At 58.3% G+C, this 18,261-nt stretch carries 15 protein-coding genes; 9 read left to right on the top strand and 6 right to left on the bottom strand.

What is annotated here, in order from left to right; all coding sequences use genetic code 11:
* Positions 1-48 precede the first annotated feature (48 nt).
* The 5 genes from AC06G8_RS17080 to AC06G8_RS17060 all read left to right on the top strand — a co-directional run bounded on the left by AC06G8_RS17080 (position 49) and on the right by AC06G8_RS17060 (position 6,364).
* Positions 49-927 (top strand): carbohydrate ABC transporter permease, encoded by an 879-nt coding sequence (locus tag AC06G8_RS17080; RefSeq protein ID WP_021879069.1) that lies wholly within the window; start codon positions 49-51, stop codon positions 925-927.
* Positions 927-1,757 (top strand): carbohydrate ABC transporter permease, encoded by an 831-nt coding sequence (locus AC06G8_RS17075; RefSeq protein ID WP_447663843.1) that lies wholly within the window; start codon positions 927-929, stop codon positions 1,755-1,757. The genes AC06G8_RS17080 and AC06G8_RS17075 overlap by 1 nt, the downstream gene beginning before the upstream one ends.
* Positions 1,758-2,004: 247 nt before the next feature.
* A complete protein-coding gene (locus AC06G8_RS17070; RefSeq protein WP_447663842.1) occupies positions 2,005-3,309 on the top strand; it encodes an ABC transporter substrate-binding protein in 1,305 nt (434 codons plus the stop codon).
* A 384-nt stretch (positions 3,310-3,693) separates the two neighbouring features.
* Entirely contained in the window at positions 3,694-5,031 is a 1,338-nt protein-coding gene (locus AC06G8_RS17065; protein ID WP_480283375.1) for an ABC transporter substrate-binding protein, read from the top strand.
* 220 nt (positions 5,032-5,251) lie between these two features.
* Positions 5,252-6,364: an aminotransferase-like domain-containing protein gene (locus AC06G8_RS17060; RefSeq protein ID WP_480283374.1), complete on the top strand. Its 1,113-nt coding sequence runs from the start codon at positions 5,252-5,254 to the stop codon at positions 6,362-6,364.
* 768 nt (positions 6,365-7,132) lie between these two features.
* Here AC06G8_RS17060 and AC06G8_RS17055 read toward each other — a convergent pair.
* Together AC06G8_RS17055 and AC06G8_RS17050 are read right to left on the bottom strand one after the other, a co-directional pair.
* The gene (locus tag AC06G8_RS17055; RefSeq protein ID WP_480283373.1) at positions 7,133-7,312 is read right to left on the bottom strand and encodes a hypothetical protein; all 180 of its coding nucleotides are present in this window, start codon (positions 7,310-7,312) and stop codon (positions 7,133-7,135) included.
* Between the two features lie 61 nt (positions 7,313-7,373).
* Positions 7,374-8,168, bottom strand: coding sequence for a DUF2161 family putative PD-(D/E)XK-type phosphodiesterase (locus tag AC06G8_RS17050; RefSeq protein WP_480283372.1), 795 nt, complete (start codon positions 8,166-8,168; stop codon positions 7,374-7,376).
* 296 nt (positions 8,169-8,464) lie between these two features.
* Between AC06G8_RS17050 and AC06G8_RS17045 the strand changes: the two genes are divergently transcribed.
* The 4 genes from AC06G8_RS17045 (at position 8,465) to AC06G8_RS17030 (ending at position 14,121) form a co-directional block, all read left to right on the top strand.
* The gene (locus AC06G8_RS17045) at positions 8,465-10,360 is read left to right on the top strand and encodes a PrkA family serine protein kinase (protein ID WP_447663838.1); all 1,896 of its coding nucleotides are present in this window, start codon (positions 8,465-8,467) and stop codon (positions 10,358-10,360) included.
* A gap of 403 nt (positions 10,361-10,763) precedes the next feature.
* The gene (locus AC06G8_RS17040; RefSeq protein ID WP_447663837.1) at positions 10,764-12,227 is read left to right on the top strand and encodes a circularly permuted type 2 ATP-grasp protein; all 1,464 of its coding nucleotides are present in this window, start codon (positions 10,764-10,766) and stop codon (positions 12,225-12,227) included.
* 41 nt (positions 12,228-12,268) lie between these two features.
* Entirely contained in the window at positions 12,269-13,258 is a 990-nt protein-coding gene (locus AC06G8_RS17035) for an alpha-E domain-containing protein (protein WP_049867921.1), read from the top strand.
* Positions 13,255-14,121 carry a transglutaminase family protein gene (locus tag AC06G8_RS17030; protein ID WP_480283371.1) on the top strand — a complete coding sequence of 289 codons (867 nt, stop codon included), beginning with the start codon at positions 13,255-13,257 and terminating at the stop codon, positions 14,119-14,121. Before AC06G8_RS17035 ends, AC06G8_RS17030 begins: the two co-directional genes overlap by 4 nt.
* A gap of 71 nt (positions 14,122-14,192) precedes the next feature.
* Here AC06G8_RS17030 and AC06G8_RS17025 read toward each other — a convergent pair whose 3' ends face one another.
* From AC06G8_RS17025 to AC06G8_RS17010, 4 genes are read right to left on the bottom strand one after another with little or no spacing between them, the layout of a single operon-like run.
* On the bottom strand, positions 14,193-15,293 hold the full coding sequence (locus tag AC06G8_RS17025) for a GerAB/ArcD/ProY family transporter (RefSeq protein WP_447663835.1): 1,101 nt from the start codon (positions 15,291-15,293) through the stop codon (positions 14,193-14,195).
* Positions 15,294-15,306: 13 nt separating this feature from the next.
* Complete coding sequence (locus AC06G8_RS17020) at positions 15,307-15,540, bottom strand: hypothetical protein (RefSeq protein ID WP_447663834.1); 234 nt, start codon at positions 15,538-15,540, stop codon at positions 15,307-15,309.
* 12 nt (positions 15,541-15,552) lie between these two features.
* Entirely contained in the window at positions 15,553-16,761 is a 1,209-nt protein-coding gene (locus AC06G8_RS17015; protein ID WP_447663833.1) for a Ger(x)C family spore germination protein, read from the bottom strand.
* Complete coding sequence (locus AC06G8_RS17010; RefSeq protein ID WP_480283370.1) at positions 16,758-18,254, bottom strand: spore germination protein; 1,497 nt, start codon at positions 18,252-18,254, stop codon at positions 16,758-16,760. Before AC06G8_RS17010 ends, AC06G8_RS17015 begins: the two co-directional genes overlap by 4 nt.
* Positions 18,255-18,261: the final 7 nt, after the last annotated feature.

Raw genomic sequence — 18,261 nt, 5'->3', positions numbered from 1 at the left:
AATGGAAAGACTTACTAAGATTCCTTCTAGAGAAAGGGGAGAAACGGGATGAAAAGCAAAGGATGGTCGAGCCAGTGGCTCCAGCAGATCGTATTCACGGGCCCTGCGACACTTGCGTTCGCGATAATCGTCGCACTTCCCTTCTTCATGGGCATGTTTTACTCCATTACGGACTGGAATGGTGTCGGAGGGTATAATTTTGTCGGATTCGACAACTTCTCCCGGCTGTTCCATGACCAGACATTCATCAACTCCTTCAAGTTCACGGTGAAATTCACGATCGCAGCCGTCATCCTGTCGAACCTTGTAGGCTTTGTCCTGGCGCTGCTGCTGACGCAGCCGGTCAAGTCCCGCAACGTGCTGCGGACGATCTTCTTCATGCCGAACGTCATCGGCGGCCTGCTGCTCGGCTTCATCTGGCAGTTCATCTTTGTAAAAGGTTTTACGGCCGTAGGCGACAAAACAGGCTGGGCCTTCTTCAACCTCCCTTGGCTCGGCGACGAGCCGACCGCATTTTGGGGCATCGTCATCGTGACGATCTGGAGCACGGCGGGTTACTTGATGGTCATCTACATCTCCGCCCTCATCAACGTTCCCCGCGATCTGATCGAAGCGGCTTCCATCGACGGAGCGACTGCCTGGCAGCGCCTGCGCCATATCACGGTGCCGCTGATCATGCCTGCCGTCACGATCGCGCTGTTCCTCGCGCTGTCGTGGTCGTTCAAGTCCTTCGACATCATCCTGTCCCTGACCAAGGGCGGACCGTACAACTCGACGCAATCCGTCGCGCTCAACATCTACAACGAGGCGTTCCAGAACAACAACTTCGGCTATGGCACAGCGAAGGCGCTCGTATTCTTCATCGTCGTCGCGCTGCTGACCTCGCTCCAGGTGTACCTGACTAAACGCCGGGAGGTGCAGGCTTAATGGAAACGTCCCGATACCGCATCAGTACCTTCGTGCTGGAAATCATCGCGCTGCTGGTCGCGCTCGTATTCCTGGTGCCGTTCTACTTCCTGGTGAGCAACTCGCTGAAGAAGTACGGAGATATCCTGCTCGACTCCGCATCCTTGCCGAGTCCTGCGACGTTCGACAATTTCACGAGAGCATGGGAAATCATGAAGTTCCCGGCTTCGTTCGCGAACTCGCTCGTCATTACGCTGACAAGCATCATCGGCCTTACGGTCATTTGCTCGATGGCCGCATACCGGATGGTTCGCCGTCCGACCAAGTACAACAACCTGCTGTTCATGCTTTTCGTCGCGGCCATGGTCATTCCGTTCCAATCGATCATGATTCCGCTCGTCAAGACCGCGAGCTGGTTCCATCTGACGAAGAGCCTTCCGGGCTTATGGGTCTGCTACATGGGCTTCGGATCGTCGCTCACGATCTTCCTCTATCACGGTTTCGTGAAGTCGATTCCGCAGGAGATCGAGGAATCCGCGACCGTGGACGGCTGCTCGCCTTACGGAGTCTTCTGGAGAATCGTGTTCCCGCTCCTCAAGCCGATGACAGCTACGATCATCATCCTGAACAGCCTCTGGATCTGGAACGACTTCCTGCTGCCGAACTTGATTCTCGGCGAAGGCCAGCGGACGATTCCTCTGTCCACGTACAGCTTCTTCGGCCAATACACGAAGCAGTGGGATCTGGCTCTTGCCGGTCTGGTCATGGGCATCCTGCCGATCCTGATCTTCTTCCTGACGCTTCAGCGTCATATCATTTCCGGCATTACGGCCGGTTCGGTGAAAGGCTGATTCTTCTGTTCAAAGTCATGCTGACGATTACCTGCGGGTGTCGTCAGCATCTTCTTTTTTCGACACCTTCCTATGATAATATTGATTTCCTGATGAAGCATCAATATATTCCCCATATATTCGCAATATGTTCTGTGGGAACGTTTGCGCAGAATGGTTTATACTTAAAAAGCTCCGAACATAAACGTTAAATGCAACCAGTTGGACATACTATCGTGGAGTACGATTTCAAGGGGGTAAAAAAGCAATGTTGAAAAAAGGATTGCTTACGGCCGTCTCGGCAGGCCTGGCTATTTCGATGCTGGCAGGCTGCAGCACGACGAACAACGGCGGCAACACGGAAGGAAACGCCAATACCGGCTCCGGCGCAAGCGGAGAGCAGGTAACGCTGAATATTTTTCAATTCAAGGTCGAGATCGCCGATGCGATGAACCGGCTGAAAGCCGATTACGAAAAAGAGCATCCGAACGTCAAGCTCAATCTCGAGACGATGGGCGGCGGAGCCGACTACGGCGCGGGCCTGAAAGCGAAATTCGCTTCCGGCCAAGAGCCCGACATCTTCAATAACGGAGGCAACTCCGACCTGAACACCTGGGTCGACAAGCTGGAGGATCTTACGGATCAGCCTTGGCAGAGCGACGTTGTCGAGACGGCGAAGGAAGCCATTACCCGCGACGGCAAAAACTACGGCCTCCCGATGGGCATCGAAGGCTACGGCTTCATCTACAACAAGGATCTGTTCGCCAAAGCCGGCATCACGGAGCCTCCGGCTACGATGACGCAGCTCAAAGCCGCGGTAGAGAAGCTTAAAGCGGCCGGCATCACGCCGTTCTCGAACGGCTACCAGGAGTGGTGGGTGCTCGGCAACCATACGTTCAACGTAGGCCTGGCCGATCAGGAAGATCCGGCCGCCTTCATGAAGAAGATGAACGAAGGCAAGGGTGAACTTGAAGGCAACAAGGTGTTCCAGAACTGGTTCAACCTGTTCGACCTGACGATCCAAAACAGCAACAAAAACCCGTTGACGACCGACTACAACACGCAAGTGACGCTGTTTGCGAGCGGCAAAGCAGCGATGATGCAGCAAGGCAACTGGACTCAGGTGCAGATCGACGGCATCACGCCGAACATGAACATCGGCCTGCTGCCGATGCCGATCGACGACAGCGAGAAGAGCGGCAACATCCTCGTCGGCGTTCCGAACTACTGGGTCGTGAACAAGAACTCCAAGAACAAGGAAGCCGCCAAGGAATTCCTGAACTGGCTGGCAACCTCCGAGACCGGCAAGAAGTACACGGTCAACGAGTTCAAGTTCATCCCGGCTCTGAAGAGCGTGGAAGTGACGGACGAATCGATTCTCGGACCGATCGCGACGGATATCATGAAATACAGCAAGGAAGGCAAGACGAGCGGCTGGTACTTCAACCAGATGCCGGAAGGCGTGCCTCAGGAGGTCGGCGCGGAAATGCAGGCCTATGTGGCGGGCAAATCCGACAAGGCGCAGCTGCTGAAAAATATCCAGAAGAAATGGAACGACATGATCAAGAAGTAAGCAGCTTGATCCAGCAGCAATGAACTTCCCCGGCAGCCAGCGGCTTGCCGGGGTTTTTCTATTGCAGGGCGGCAGGGCTGGCGGAGACGGGCTGCCGCATTATGTGCAAACGTATGCGTGCTGAGGAATCGAGACGGCGGCAGGAGGAGGCCGTTTCTTTCGTTCGATAAAGGAAAACGATATAATATTCCATTTATTTCGACAATCGCTTTCGACAAAAGGTGTAGAATATTGACAAAAGCTTCGGATGTCAATATTCTACACCTTTTTGTTCAACATTCTCTGTGGCAACGCTTGCATGCCTGAGGTTATACTTCATTTGTAAGCATAAGTAAACACTTCAATTTACAAAAGAGGGTCAACATACCAAGGAGGAATTTTCCTATGAAAAAGGGATTGCTTACCGTCATGTCCGCGGGTCTCGCGCTCAGCGTGATGGCCGGCTGCAGCACATCGGGCGGCAACAGCGGCGGCTCCGCAGACCAGAACAGTAGCCCTGCGACGAATGCGGCTTCCAATACGAATTCAAGCGGCGGCGACAGCGGCAAGAAAGTCACGCTGAATATTTTCCAATTCAAGGTCGAAATCGCCGACGCGATGAACCGGCTCAAAGCCGATTACGAGAAAGAGCATCCCAACGTCACGCTCAATGTCGAGACAATGGGCGGGGGCGCAGATTACAGCGCAGGCCTGAAGGCGAAGTTCGCTGCCGGCCAGGAGCCCGACATTTTCAACAACGCAGGCAACTCGGAGCTGACCACCTGGATCGACAAGCTGGAGGATCTGTCCGACCAGCCTTGGGCAGGCGATATCATCGATTCGGCCAAGGATCAGATTTCACGTGACGGCAAGCTCTATGGAATGCCGGTCGGCGTAGAAGGCTACGGTTTCATCTACAATAAGGATCTGTTCGCAAAAGCCGGCATCACGACTCCTCCAAAAACGCTTACTGAGCTTGAAGAAGCGTGCAAAAAGCTGGAAGCAGCAGGCATCACGCCGTTCTCCGACGGCTACCAGGAATGGTGGGTGCTGGGCAACCATCTGTTCAACGTAGGCTTGGCCAACCAGGATGATCCTACGGCATTCGTCAACAGCGTGAACGAAGGCAAGGGCGGACTCGCCGGCAACGCCGTGTTCCAAAACTGGTTCAAGCTGTTTGACCTCACGTTGAAATACAGCAACAAAAACCCGCTGACGACGGACTACAACACGCAAGTAACGCTGTTCGCAAGCGGCAAGACGGCCATGATGCAGCAAGGCAACTGGACTCAGGTGCAAATCGACGGCATTACGCCGGACATGAACATCGGCCTGCTGCCGATGCCGATCGACGACAGCGAGAAGAGCGGCAACATTTTCGTCGGCGTGCCTAACAACTGGGCTGTCAACAAGAACTCCAAAAACAAAGACGCCGCCAAAGAGTTCCTGACTTGGCTTGCGACGTCCGAGACGGGCAAGAAATATATCGTGAACGAATTCAAGTTCATTCCGGCCTTGAAATCCGTTGAAGTCACCGACAGCAAGGTGCTCGGCGCCATCGCCAACGACATCGTCGCCTACAACAAGGAAGGCAAATCCTCCGGCTGGTTCTTCAGCCAGATGCCTGAAGGCCTCCCGCAGGAAGTCGGTTCGGAAATGCAGGCTTATGTCGCCAAGAAAGTCGACCAAAACCAGCTTATGCAAAACATCCAAGACAAATGGGACAACATGAGCAAGAAATAAGCTCGTTCTGAACAGCGCCCCTGGAGCATATATGCTTCAGGGGCGCTTTTTGTATTGAAGCGGACGCAGACGTTGGACGGACTGTTGGGGACTTAACGGATCGAAATACTTGAAAGCTCGAATAGGGACCAAGAAGCGCAGCATGATTTCTTGCGAGGCATTACGTGAACTTATTTCCCATATAGGCCGGCATATCTGCCGTCCGTCAGGAGGGGTGGGCATGTCTGGAGGGGAAATCGTGCTGAACTTGAGCGAACCCAGCGCCGAACGGTTTCATTTGTTCGGCAGGGAGGAGATTGAGCCGGCCATGAAGCGGGCGCTGGAGCCTCAGCGCGGGAACGAGCGGCTGCCGCGGACGCTGCTGAAGCTGGCCGGCAAGTCGATCCCGGAAGCCTGGGAGTGCCTTTCCGTACCGACGCCGCTTGCGGCGCTGGATCTGCTGCTCAGAGACAAGCATTGGACGGGAGATGCAGCCGGAGCGGTGCCCGCCGAGCCGAAGGCGCTGGAGCTGATGCGGCTGCATGGTCTGGATGCGGAGAGCTTCGGCGATGTTGGAAGCTTTGGGCACAAGAATGCCGTACGGCTGGAAGCGGTGCGCATGCTCTATCTGGAGCAAGCCAGGTGGGAGACGGCCGAAGGCTCGGAGGCTCGGGACGCAGCGGCTGCGGATGCCTTGACCGTGCCGAGCGGCTGCCGGCTCGCTGTCGTTCGGCTGCCCGACTGCCGGTGGGGAGCGGCGCAAGAAGAGACTTGGACGGATAGCGCGGAAGCTTTGCGGCTGCTCGGCGGACCGAAGCGGACGCTTGTGGCCGGACCGGATAGGACCGAGGTCGCCGCGATCGGCTCGCTCAGTACCGGAATGCCGAATGTGGAGACGGCGTGGATCGCAGCCGAGCCGCAGGTCATCCGCCGTCTGGCGGGATTGCAGCGGGCTGCGGGGACGGCTGACTTGTTGGGCAGCCGAATCATGGAGGAGCTGCTTGAGATCGGCTCGCTGTCCGATCGCATCAAAGCGGCCGCTGCCGGTTGGGATGCCGCGCTGCAGCATCTGGAGGCGGTGCTCCGCACGACGATGCCGCCATCGGTCGGCTGGCGAAAGGCTGCGCGAGCCGGCGAGCTGTCGCTGCTGCTGCCGGAAGGGCTTGGCCTTGCGGCGCTGGCGAAAGCGGCCCGCCTGAAGGGAATCAGCTTTTCCGGCGGCAGCATTCAGGGCCGCGGGCGGCCGCGCGCCGTCGTAACGATCAGCTGCGAAGCAGGATCGGGGGAAGCTCGGCTGGAGCATGGAGTCCGGCTCCTCGGCGAGACGATCGGGGAGTTCCAGGCTCGGTCGTAGTCGTATTATTTTGGATGCCAAGACTGATTGGGCTGTAACGACGGTGCAGCAGTGCAGGAAGTGTGCGGATGGTTGGCGGCATGGTGCGTTGCGAGCGAAGGCGCTGATGGTTGGCGGTACGTCAACGTTGCGGGGATATATTGATTGTTAGCGATGAAGAGAAAATGTACTGATAGTTGCGGCGTGGTGCGTTGCAAGGGAAGGTGCTGATGGTTGGCGGTACGTCGCACTGCGGGGATATATTGATAGTAATCGGTGCAGAGAAAATGTGCTGATAGTTGCGGCGTAGTGCGGAGCGAGGGAAGGTGCTGATGGTTGGCGCGCACTATGGAGGATAGAACTTTCTGATGGTTGGTACGGCCAAACGCTGTGACTTTTGCAGCTCAACAAGCTGTCTGTCTTCCCATCCCATACTGGAGTGACGGTTCACTGTGTTTAGCTGTCGCGAAGAGTTGCCCCCGGTAATCATCACGTTATTCGTGCGACTATCGGACATAGGATCCGTTATTTTGAACATTATGCCTTCATTTGAGGATTATCGGACATAGGATCCGTTATTTGTGTCGGCTCTATCATAAATTCGATAAGAATATGAAAATAGCGGAACGTATGTCCGATAGAACAGGAATCTCGTGCTTTTTGGGGAAATAGCGGAACGTATGTCCGATCGGACGCAATATGCCGGTACCTGGAGCGGAAGTACAGAACGCTAGCCAGCGAGGCCAACCCCCGTTCGGAGCGGAAGCCCAGAACGCCGGCCAGCGAGGCTTACGCCCGTTCGGAGCGGAAGCCCAGAACGCCGGCCAGCGAGGCCAACGCCCGTTCGGAGCGGAAGCCCAGAACGCCGGCCAGCGAGGCCAACGTCAGTTCGGAGCGGAAGTACAGAACGCCGGCCAGCGGACCAACGCCTGTCCGGAGCCGAGGCCCTGAACTCCACCTGCGGTCCAATATCCGAATGAAGCTGCCGGCATGCTGCCCAATCGGACCCCAAACGAAAAAACATCATTGCTTATGGCCGTGTTTTTTTTCGATTGGATCTCTCCGCCGGGCGCTGAGCTCCTTGCTCGGGCTGAACCAAGCCCGCCGCCTGCTCACGCCAGGCGGCAATGACAACGGCATGCTGCTCAAGCGCGGCTTCGCCTGCCGGCAGCAGCTGGTAGACGCCGCGCTCGATCTTGGCGAACCAGCCGTAGTAGTTGCTTCGCAGCAGCTCGCCGGCGCGGGCGACGCCGGTCAGGTCGCGCAGCCGAGCCGGGGACAGCGGCCCGGCGGCCTTGAGGCCCCAGGCCAGGCGCAGCGCCTTCTCCCGGTAGGCGGTCATCATGACGCGCCCGGACGCGCGCCCGCTGCCGCCGACGTTGTAGTCGCCGCTGCGCTCCCGGAATTCCTGCAGCAGCCGCTTCTCCCGCGAAGGCCTGCGTCCGCGCATGGGCGCGTCGCCGGGCTCGCAGAGCATTTCGAGCACCGGAGCCTTCGTCTTGTAGAAGGTGACGGTGAGCAGGCCCATGCCGAGCATGCGGCACAGCTCGGCCAGCTCTCCGAAGCGCTGGTTCACCGCGCCGCGCTTCGAGCGGTTGCGCTCGACCGCGAGCACGACGCCGTCAGCGATCCGCATCCGCTGCAGGCCCTGCAGCAGCAGCGCCAGCGTGAACGTCTTCTTGAGCTCCACGATCAGCGTCTCGCCGCCGTCCGGACGGATCGCGACGAGGTCGCAATGAAGCACCTCGCCTTTGACCTCGTAGCCGAGTTTTTCATAGTAAGCCTTGACGGGGCCATAGAGCTCCGCTTCTTCTCTAACCGCCATCGTACAAGCCTCCTTCCCGAGCTGTCTCGGAACAAGGGCGCCGCCCGCTGCCGCCCGCTGCCGCGCCATGCGGGGCATCCAGCGCACGCCTGTTCCCATCGTCCGTTCATTATAGGAGATGCGCGGAGCAATGGCAATTCCTTTAAAGCGGCGAAATTTTCGGTCAAGTTATGAGGGGGGTCCGCATAGGCTTAAATACTTCGAATAGCTGCTATTCGGAAGCGGAAGCAGAGAGAAGCCTGGGCGAAGAGGGACTCAAGGGAAGCTTTAGCGGAAGCGATGGGAGGAGGCGCAGCATGGATATTTTCAAACGGATTGCGGAGTACAAGTCGGAGGGCGACCGCCTGGCCTGGTCAGGCACATTCAAAGAGTACATCGACCTGCTCAGGAGCGATCCGTCACCGGCGATGACGGCGCATTCGCGGGTGTATGAGATGATCAAGTCGCATGGCATCGAGGAGAAAAACGGCCAGAAAACCTATAAATTCTTCCAGCAGGAAATCTTCGGCCTGGACCGCGCCGTGGAAAAGCTGATGGAGGAATATTTCCACTCCGCCGCGAGAAGGCTGGATGTGCGCAAGCGGATCCTGCTGCTGATGGGACCGGTCAGCGGAGGCAAGTCGACCATCGTCACGATGCTGAAAAAAGGGCTGGAGAAGTTCTCGCGCACCGAGCAGGGAGCGGTATACGCGATCAAGGGCTGCCCGATGCACGAGGATCCGCTGCATCTCATTCCCCACGAGCTCCGTCCCGAGCTCGAGAAGGAGATCGAGGTCCGGATCGAAGGCAATCTGTGCCCGTCCTGCCAGCTCCGGCTGAAGACGGAATTCGAGAACGACATCGAAAACGTGCTGGTCGAGAGGGTATTCCTGTCCGAGGACAACCGGGTCGGCATCGGCACGTTCAGCCCTTCGGACCCCAAGTCGCAGGATATCGCGGATCTGACCGGCAGCATCGACTTTTCTACGATCACCGAGTACGGCTCGGAATCGGATCCCCGCGCCTACCGCTTCGACGGCGAACTGAACAAGGCGAACCGCGGCCTGATGGAGTTCCAGGAGATGCTCAAATGCGATGAAAAGTTTCTCTGGAACCTGCTGTCGCTGACGCAGGAGGGCCAGTTCAAGGCAGGCAGGTTCGCATTGATCAGCGCGGATGAATTGATCATCGCCCATACGAACGAATCCGAGTACAAAGCGTTCATCTCCAACAAAAAAAACGAGGCGCTGCAGTCGCGCATGATCGTCATGCCGATTCCGTACAACCTCAAGGTGTCGGATGAGGAGAAGATCTACGCCAAGCTGATCGCCCAGAGCGACCTGCGCCATGTCCATATCGCCCCTCACGCGCTCCGTACATCAGCCATCTTCTCCATCCTGACCCGGCTCAAGGAATCCAAGAAGCAGGGCATGGACCTGGTGAAGAAAATGCGGATGTACGACGGGGAAGAGGTCGAAGGGTACAAGGACGCCGATCTCAAGGAAATGCAGAATGAATTTCTGGAGGAAGGCATGTCGGGCATCGATCCCCGCTATGTCATCAACCGCATCTCCAGCGCCCTCATCAAGGGTGAAATGGACCATATCAACGCGCTCGACGTGCTGCGGGCGCTCAAGGACGGGCTCGACCAGCATCCTTCCATCACCAAGGAAGAGCGCGAGCGTTACTTAAACTTCATCTCCGTGGCGCGCAAGGAATACGACAGCCTGGCCAAGAACGAGGTGCAGAAGGCATTCGTCTATTCCTTCGAGGAGTCGGCCCGCACGCTGTTTGAAAATTATCTCGACAACATCGAGGCTTACTGCAACTGGTCCAAAATCAAGGATCCCCTCACAGGAGAGGCGATGGACCCGGATGAGCGGCTGATGCGCTCCATCGAAGAGCAGATCGGCGTATCCGAAAATGCGAAGAAGGCATTCCGCGAAGAAATTCTGATCCGCATCTCCTCCTACTCCCGCAAGGCGCGCAAATTCGACTATACGAGCCACGAGCGGCTGCGCGAGGCGGTGGAGAAGAAGCTGTTCGCCGATCTCAAGGATATCGTGAAGATCACGACGTCCACGAAGACGCCGGATGAGAACCAGCTCAAGCGGATGAACGAGGTGACCAAGCGCCTCATCGACGAGCATGGCTACACGCCGGCGAGCGCCAACGAGCTGCTGCGTTATGTGGGCAGCCTGCTCAACCGCTGAGGCGGCCCTGCGGGCTTCAAGCTTGCGCAAGCAAGAGCCGTTTCCAGGTCCAGCGGACCCGGAGACGGCTTTTTTTCTTGCGGAGCCAGCTTCCAAGCGAGACGAGAGCAGGGCCGTTTCCTGCGACGGTCTTTATCCTCATAATGCGCATTGGACTGAAGGAACCGCTGCCGCTCGCGGCTCATCCTCTTTGCCCAGCTATTGGTCTTGAAGACGGTCTTCCCGCATAAACTTCCATGATTCGAGCGCGAATTCGCTTTGTTTATATATGTTAGTTATATTGACATACATTGGTAGGATCTTGTATGATCTGGGTAAAAAAACTGCAGCCACATCTTCATTCAACCGTTACGGCCGGCATCCCGTCCCCGCTGAAGCCCATACCGGAGGGAGGTCTACGCGCATGTCCAAGGCAGAGCCGCATCGCGCGGCTGCTTACGAATCCCGTTCTTTTTATGATGAAATGTACGATGAGCGGGGCGTTGTCCGGCCCCACTACGAGCAGGTGCACCGCCATTTCTCCGCCATGAAGCAGCCGGAGCAGGAGCGCCGCCGCCAAGCGGTCGGGAACCGGATGCTCCATGAAGGCATCACGTTCACCCTCTATGCGCCGGGAACTCCCGATCCACTGGAACGCACGATTCCGTTCGACTGCATCCCGCGCATCATCCCGCCGGACGAATGGCATCATCTGGAGCTGGGGCTGCAGCAGCGGGTCAAGGCTCTCAATATGTTCCTCCAGGATATCTATCATGGGCAGCGCATCATTCGGGACGGACTCATCCCGAGGCGCATGATCGTCGGCAACCGCTACTTCCGTCCCGAGATGGCCGGCCTGCATGTTCCCGGCGGCGTCTACGTGACCGCCTCAGGCATCGACCTCATCCGCGACGAGCAAGGTTATTACGTGCTGGAGGACAATCTGCGCAGCCCTTCCGGATTCTCCTATATGTTCAAAGGCAGGACGCTGATGAACGAGCTGTTCCACGAGCTGTACCTGTCCAGCTCGGCGGCGGATACCGACCGCAGCCTCAATATGTTCCTGCGCAGCCTGAGATCGCTGGCGCCTTCGGGGCGCAAGGATCCGCTCATCGTCCTCCTCACCCCGGGCTCCTACAATTCCGCCTATTACGAGCATACCTTCCTCGCCCAGCAGCTCGGGATCCATCTCGTGGAAGGGCGCGACCTCGTGTGCAAGGACCAGAAAATCTATCTCAGGGACCTGCGGGGCCTCCGCCAGGTGGACGTCATCTACCGGCGCATTGACGATGAGTTCCTCGATCCGCTCGCCTTTCAGCCGGATTCCATGCTGGGAGTGCCTGGACTGATGAACGCCTATCGGGCCGGCAATGTCGCCATCGCCAACGCTCCCGGAACAGGCGTGGCCGACGACAAGGCCGTGTATGCCTATGTCCCGGAGATGATCCGCTATTATATGGGGCAAGAGCCGATTTTGGGCAATGTGCCGACCTATATCCTTTCGCGAAAGGAAGAGAGGGACTACGCGCTGGAGCATCTGGAAGAGCTGGTCGTGAAGGAGACCTCGCTCTCCGGCGGATACGGAATGCTGATCGGGCCGCAGGCTTCCCCGGCTGAGCTGGATGCGTTCCGGGAGTCCATCCGCCGCCATCCGGAGCGGTACATCGCCCAGCGAACGATGAAGCTGTCGACCGCTCCGGTCATGGGCGCTCAGGGGATGGCGCCCCGTCACATCGATCTGCGGGGCTTCGTGCTCAGCAGCGGCTCGGGAGAGACCCATGTCGTGCCCGGCGGCTTGACCCGGGTGGCGCTGCAGGAAGGCTCGCTCGTCGTCAACTCCTCCCAAGGCGGAGGGGTCAAGGATACTTGGGTGCTCCGGCAGCCATAAGCGGAACCTGGAAACAATCGAGTCTGAAAGGATGATGCGGCATGCTGAACCGCAATGCGGAGGCGCTGTTCTGGATCGGACGTTATATGGAGCGCACGGAAAATCACGCCCGTCTCGTCGATGTCCTGTACCATCTCCAGGGCAGTCCGGAGAACAAGGGCGGTGATGAGCTGAGGGCGGAGGTCGAATCGGCGGGCAAATGGGCTCTTGTCGTCAGCTCCATCGGCAGCCGGGAAGCTTATGAGGAGCGATACGCGGCTTACCGGGAAGAAAACGTGCTCCAATACGTCACGATGGACCGGGACAACTCCAATTCCATCCTGAGCTGCGTCAGCAGCGCCAGGGCCAACCTGCGGACGCTGCGGGAGAAGATGCCGGGCGAGCTGTGGGACACCGTCAACGGCATGTACTTGTGGCTGCGGGAGCGGCAGGAGGCGGGCTGGAGGGAGGAAGCGCCGCATCTCTTTTTCCGCCGGATGAAGGATTGGGCGAGCCTGTTCCAGGGGTACAGCCACTCCGTCATGCCGCGCGAGAATGAATGGCGCTTCATGGAATGCGGACGCCATCTGGAGCGGATGGAAAATACGCTGCGCATCCTGCAGGCTGTGCGCGGCTGGGTGCCCGGAGGAGGCTGGAACGGTCCTGAAGCCTATCCTTACCTGCAGGCGGTGCTGCGATCCATCAGCGGCTACGACGCCTTCCGCCGCTACCATGCCGACGGATTCGGCGTGGAGAGCATCGTGGAATTCGTCATGCTCAACCCGGCTTTTCCCCGCTCCGTCCATTACGCCCTGCATAAGATGGATGAGCATCTGTGCAGTCTGGAGCTTCAGGATAAGCAGCTTCGGATTTTGCATGGGCGGATCGCGCGAAGCTCAGGCCGGGCGAAGGCGGATCTGGCCTGCCTGGAGCGGGAAGATCTGCTGCTCGACGGCGAAGGGCGAATTCCGGCCCATCTGCTCGAACAATGCAGGCAGCTGGGCTCCGCCATGGAATCGGCGTTTTTTCGGATCGGGGAGGCCAGCGCGTGAAGCTTCATATTTCCCACATGACCCGTTACCGCTATGCCGATCCGGTTACGGACAGTGTCAATGAAATCAGGCTTACGCCGGCTACCGACGAGCGCCAGTCCTGCCATCAGCACAGCATTTCGGTCGAGCCCAACGCCCCGATGTTCGCCTATGAGGACTATTTCGGCAATAAAGCGCATGCCTTCACCGTCAATGCGCCTCATACGATGCTGACGGTGAGGACGGCCACGGTTGTGACGACGAAGGAGCCGCCTGCGGCTGGAGCAGCGGCCGCCATGCCTTCAGAGAAGGCATGGGCTTGGCTGCGAGGAGACGAAGCGCTCGACCGGTTCGCGGAGTATCTGCTGCCGACGGGATACACCGAGCTGTCCCCGGCCATCTCGGCCTTCACCGATGCCCGCGATCCGCAAGATGCCGGAGTGCTGGGCTGGCTGGAGAGCTTGTCTGCCGACATCCAGGCGGAATTCATCTATGACCCCGAGGCGACCAACGTGTATACGAAGGCTGCCGACCTGCTGGAGTTCCGGCGCGGCGTCTGCCAGGATTTCGCCCATCTGATGCTGGCCTGCTGCAGGTTCAAAGGCATACCGGCCCGTTATGTGAGCGGCTATCATTTCGTCGGGGATTTGAGGGGCGGCAATGCCGACTTCGAGCAGGCTTCGCATGCATGGGTCGAAGCTTATATTCCGTCGGCGGGATGGCGCGGCTTCGACCCGACCAACGCCTCTCCGATCGGGGAGCGTTACGTGAAGCTGGGACATGGCCTGGATTACCGGGACATCGTTCCCTTCAAGGGCGTGTATATCGGCAGCGGCGCCCAGGAGCTGGACGTGCATGTCGATGTCAGCCGGCTGGAGGACTGAAGCCGCATGGCGATGCCGGCGATTCTCCTTTCCGGCGAGATGATCATGGCAGCCGGAAGACCCTTTTTCGTTCAGCCGCTCCCCGCAGCTTCGATTTTGGAGCGGATCCATAGGATGCCATAGAGCAGCAGAGGCAGATAGATCAGGAAGATCGAGGCGAAGGGACTCCAGTTTTTGGCGAGGAAATCCTGGACGAACACGGTGTTGGGATAGCACATCTGGGCGAGCACGACCAGTCCCAGCCCGAGCGGGATGACGAAAGCTGCCTGCTGCTTGATTCCGAATACCTGGGCGAAGCCCATGACGGCCGCATCGAACGCCAGGACGATCTTGATCAGGATGGACAAGACCCAGATCAGGATTATGATCGCCTCGATCCGCTCCAGGAAATGGCCGATGCTGATATTCTTGGCCAAGGTGTAGGCGGGAAATAGCTGGTTGGACGTCACGGCATAACCGAGCACGCCGATGCTGCTTACAGTCGTCAGGACTAGGACGGCGCCTCCTACGAGAGTTCCGCCCAGATACGCTTTTGTCTTGCTGCCCGATTTCCGGATGTGGGGGTAGAGCATCGTCAGCACGATCATCTCCTGCAGTCCATACAAGGAAACCCCGCCTTTGATGGATGGCATGAGTCCGTACTCCATGACAGGCTCGAAATTATGGATATCCATTTTGGGGATGGTAGATAGAAACAAGAGGGCGAACAAGAGCATCAGCCACGGGAAAAATATTTCGGCCGCGCGGGAATAGGCGCTTTTTCCGAGGCGGACGGCGTACACCACGATGCCGACGAACAGCAGCTGCAAAATCTCGATCGGCGTTTCCGGCAAATTCTGAGTCGTCATGAAATACCCCAGATCCCCTACCATGATGGAGGCGAGCAGGTAGAAGAAAGCCGCGAACGCCACGCCGACCAAGGCTCCTGCCCATTTGCCGAGCGCGCTCCGGCACATCTGGACCAGCGACTCGCCCTTGCGCAGCCTTCCCAGCGCCGCATAGAGCGCAACCGTCGCCAGATTGATGCCGACGCCGATCATGGATGCCAGCCAAGCGTCCTGCTTCGCGTCCAGCGCCAGGCCGGCGGGAGCGATCAGAATGGAAGTTCCGATCGTGAAGAAGACGGTCAGAATGGTGAACGCGCGGACGGATATCATTTGATCTTGCGGCATCGTCTCATTCCTCTCAGGTGAACAGGGCGTAAAAGGCTTTGGAATAGCCGGAAATGACCATTGCGATTCCGATCAGCGGATTGGGCGGGACGGGCATGAAGATGCATGCCAGGCTGCCGGCCGTAGCCGCTGTCAATACCGCCGCAACTCCGACGGCTTCCTTCTTCTTGCCCTTTTTCCACAGGGCGGGAAGATCCAGCAGGCCCGTCAGCAGCCAGGCTCCTGCAATTCCAAACCACAGCCACATTTCTCCATCCTCCTATTTCTGGATCTCATCTTCCATGGACTTGATCGTCGTGCCGATCCGGCGGATCGTGCTGACGGACGTTACTTTAACCCTCACCGTTTCGAACTCCCGATCCCAGTCCTTGATTTTGTGCCATTCCTTCGGATTCTGCCGGTGAAGAGCGTCTCCGAAGCCGAACACGTCGACCTTCAGCTGCTTCTGCAGCTTGTGGATCGTTTTGTTCATCATGGCCTCGATCTGCTCGTCGACCGCCTTGGTCAGAGCGGACAAGGTGGACGGATCGGTAATGTCCAGCCGGCAGCCGATATCCGAGATGTCCTGCTGCGTATGCAGCACGACCTCGAATTCGTCCGGGGAAAGGGAGCGGATGTTCGCATGGGAGCGCAGCACCTGATAGGAGACGAGTCCTTTGCTGCTTGGGCACGGGGCGGTCAGAGTGGTCATGTACATGGAATTCTGGATGAAGTTGAGCACGCGGGCATCATTCTCATCCATCCATCCGGCCATCCGATCGTATTTGAAGGCGGCCATGCCGTCATATTTCAGCAAGACAGCCGGATTAATATCTTGTCCGCTCGAGATTTTTTCGCCTTCCGCCGGCTTGCCGACGAGCTCGATCGTCGTCAGGGCCGGACCTTTGCCTTCCTTGGATAAATTCTGGATCAACCGGTCCACCGTGACCTTGCTCGTAGCCGACCAGGTATTGTCCGACGTTTCCAGCTTCGTAAACAAGCTGTTCGATGGAATCGGATCGATCGGACTGTACATGTCCAGGATTTCCGATGCCGAAGCGTTTTTGGCTACGATGAGATAGAAGTCGGTCCGCAGCTCCCGGTTGCGCGAGATGAAGTCGAGCGGCTTGCTGATGCCGCCGCGTGCGATTTCCTCCCCGAGGATGAGAATGCGCAGATGGGAAAGGTACATTACTCTCGATACCTTGACCGTCATCCGCGCCAGAGCGTCCGGAATGGTGAGCCCGCTGGCCTGATAGGTGACGACGGGGCTGAAGCTTCCGCCGCCGCTTTTCTTCTGGGCCACCTGTCCCGGGTTCACGATCTGAGCCGATACCTGGTAGAGGCCGTTCTTCTTGTCGATGCCCATGCCGACGACGATGCTGATATCGTTGAGCTCATGGCGGCTCCAGCAGCCGGCGAGAGGCATGAGAAGCAGCAGCGAGAGCAGGGCAGGCGCGAGCCTGGAGATACGCAGCATCCGGATCATTTCTGTCTCCTCAGCTTTTGCGGGTGGAGGCTGCGGGGCCGATTTTTCATCCGCGGAATCGTGATCCGGAACAGCGTGTCCTTTTGATCGCCCATGATGAAAGGAGCCATCGGGGACATGTATGGCGCTCCGAAAGAGCGGAGGCTGCACAGATGCAGCACGACGGCGATGATGCCGAGGAAGACGCCATACAGTCCGAACGATGCTGCCAGCAGCATCAGTCCGAAGCGGATGATGCGGGCGGCGATGCCCATGTTGAAGGCAGGCAGGACAAAGTTGGCGATCGCGGTGATCGACACGACGATGACCATCGCCGCGCTGACAAGTCCGGCATCGACGGCGGCCTGGCCGACGACGAGCGTGCCGACGATGGAGATCGACTGGCCGACCGTCTTGGGCATGCGCACGCTCGCTTCCCGCAGAATCTCGAAGGTCACTTCCATGATGAGCGCTTCGATGAATGCCGGGAACGGCACCCCTTCCCTCTGGCTGGCCAGGTTGAACAGCAGCGTCGTCGGCAGCATCTCCTGGTGGAACGTCGAGATCGCGATGTAGAACGACGGAGTCAGCGTCGCCAGGAAAAAAGATGCGAACCGGAGCAGGCGGATCAGCGTGCTGAAATCCGCTCGCTGATAGTAATCCTCGCTGGACTGGAAAAACTGGCTGAAGAGAGCCGGGACGAGCAGCACGAAGGGGGTGCCGTCCACCATGATCGCGACCCGGCCTTCCAGCAGCGCGGCGGCGACCACATCAGGCCTCTCCGTATTGAAGATGGTCGGGAACGGAGTGAACGTTTTGTCCTGGATGTATTCCTCGATGTAGTTGCTCTCCAGAATTCCGTCGATCTCGATCTGCGATAGCCGTTCCCTGACCTGGTCCAGAACGGCGGGAGCGACAAGGTCCTTCACATAAGCGACAGCCACCGCCGTATTGGTCACGGTGCCGAGCGTCATCGACTCGAACCACAGATTCTGATTCGCGATCTTCCGCCTCAGCATCGCCGTATTCCAGCCGAGCACCTCCGTGAAGCCCTCGCGCGGGCCGCGTACGACGGACTGCACGTTCGGCTCCTCGACGGAGCGGGCCTTCACTTCCTTCGTCGCAACCGACAGGGCGGAGGAGGAGCCCTCCAGCATGAGGATGCTGTGGCCGTCCAGGAGCTTGTCGTACAGCTCCTCGAACGTATGGAGCATTTTGACGGAGCCTTCCGTGATGACCCGGGTTCTGTAATAAAGGAGCCATTCCTCTACGGTCGCGCAGTCGGAATCCCTGCCGCCGCGCGAGAACAGCGATTGCATCATGAAGGTGGAATTGGACATGCCATCGATGTACCAGACGGCGCCTTCAACGGAAGTGCCATCGCTGAGGCTGGCTTGGAAGTCCCGATGGATCAGGTCGGGGCTGCTGCCGAATGCGGCATGGATGATCCCGGCATTGATATTCAGGGCGGGGCTGAGCGCACCGGAGGTCCCTGCAAGCGTCTGATTCGTCATCCCCTCA

The organism is Paenibacillus sp. SJS-P3, assembly GCF_056711585.1.
Note: the sequence above shows the minus strand (reverse complement) of the source record. Positions and strands in the feature narration are given on the sequence as shown.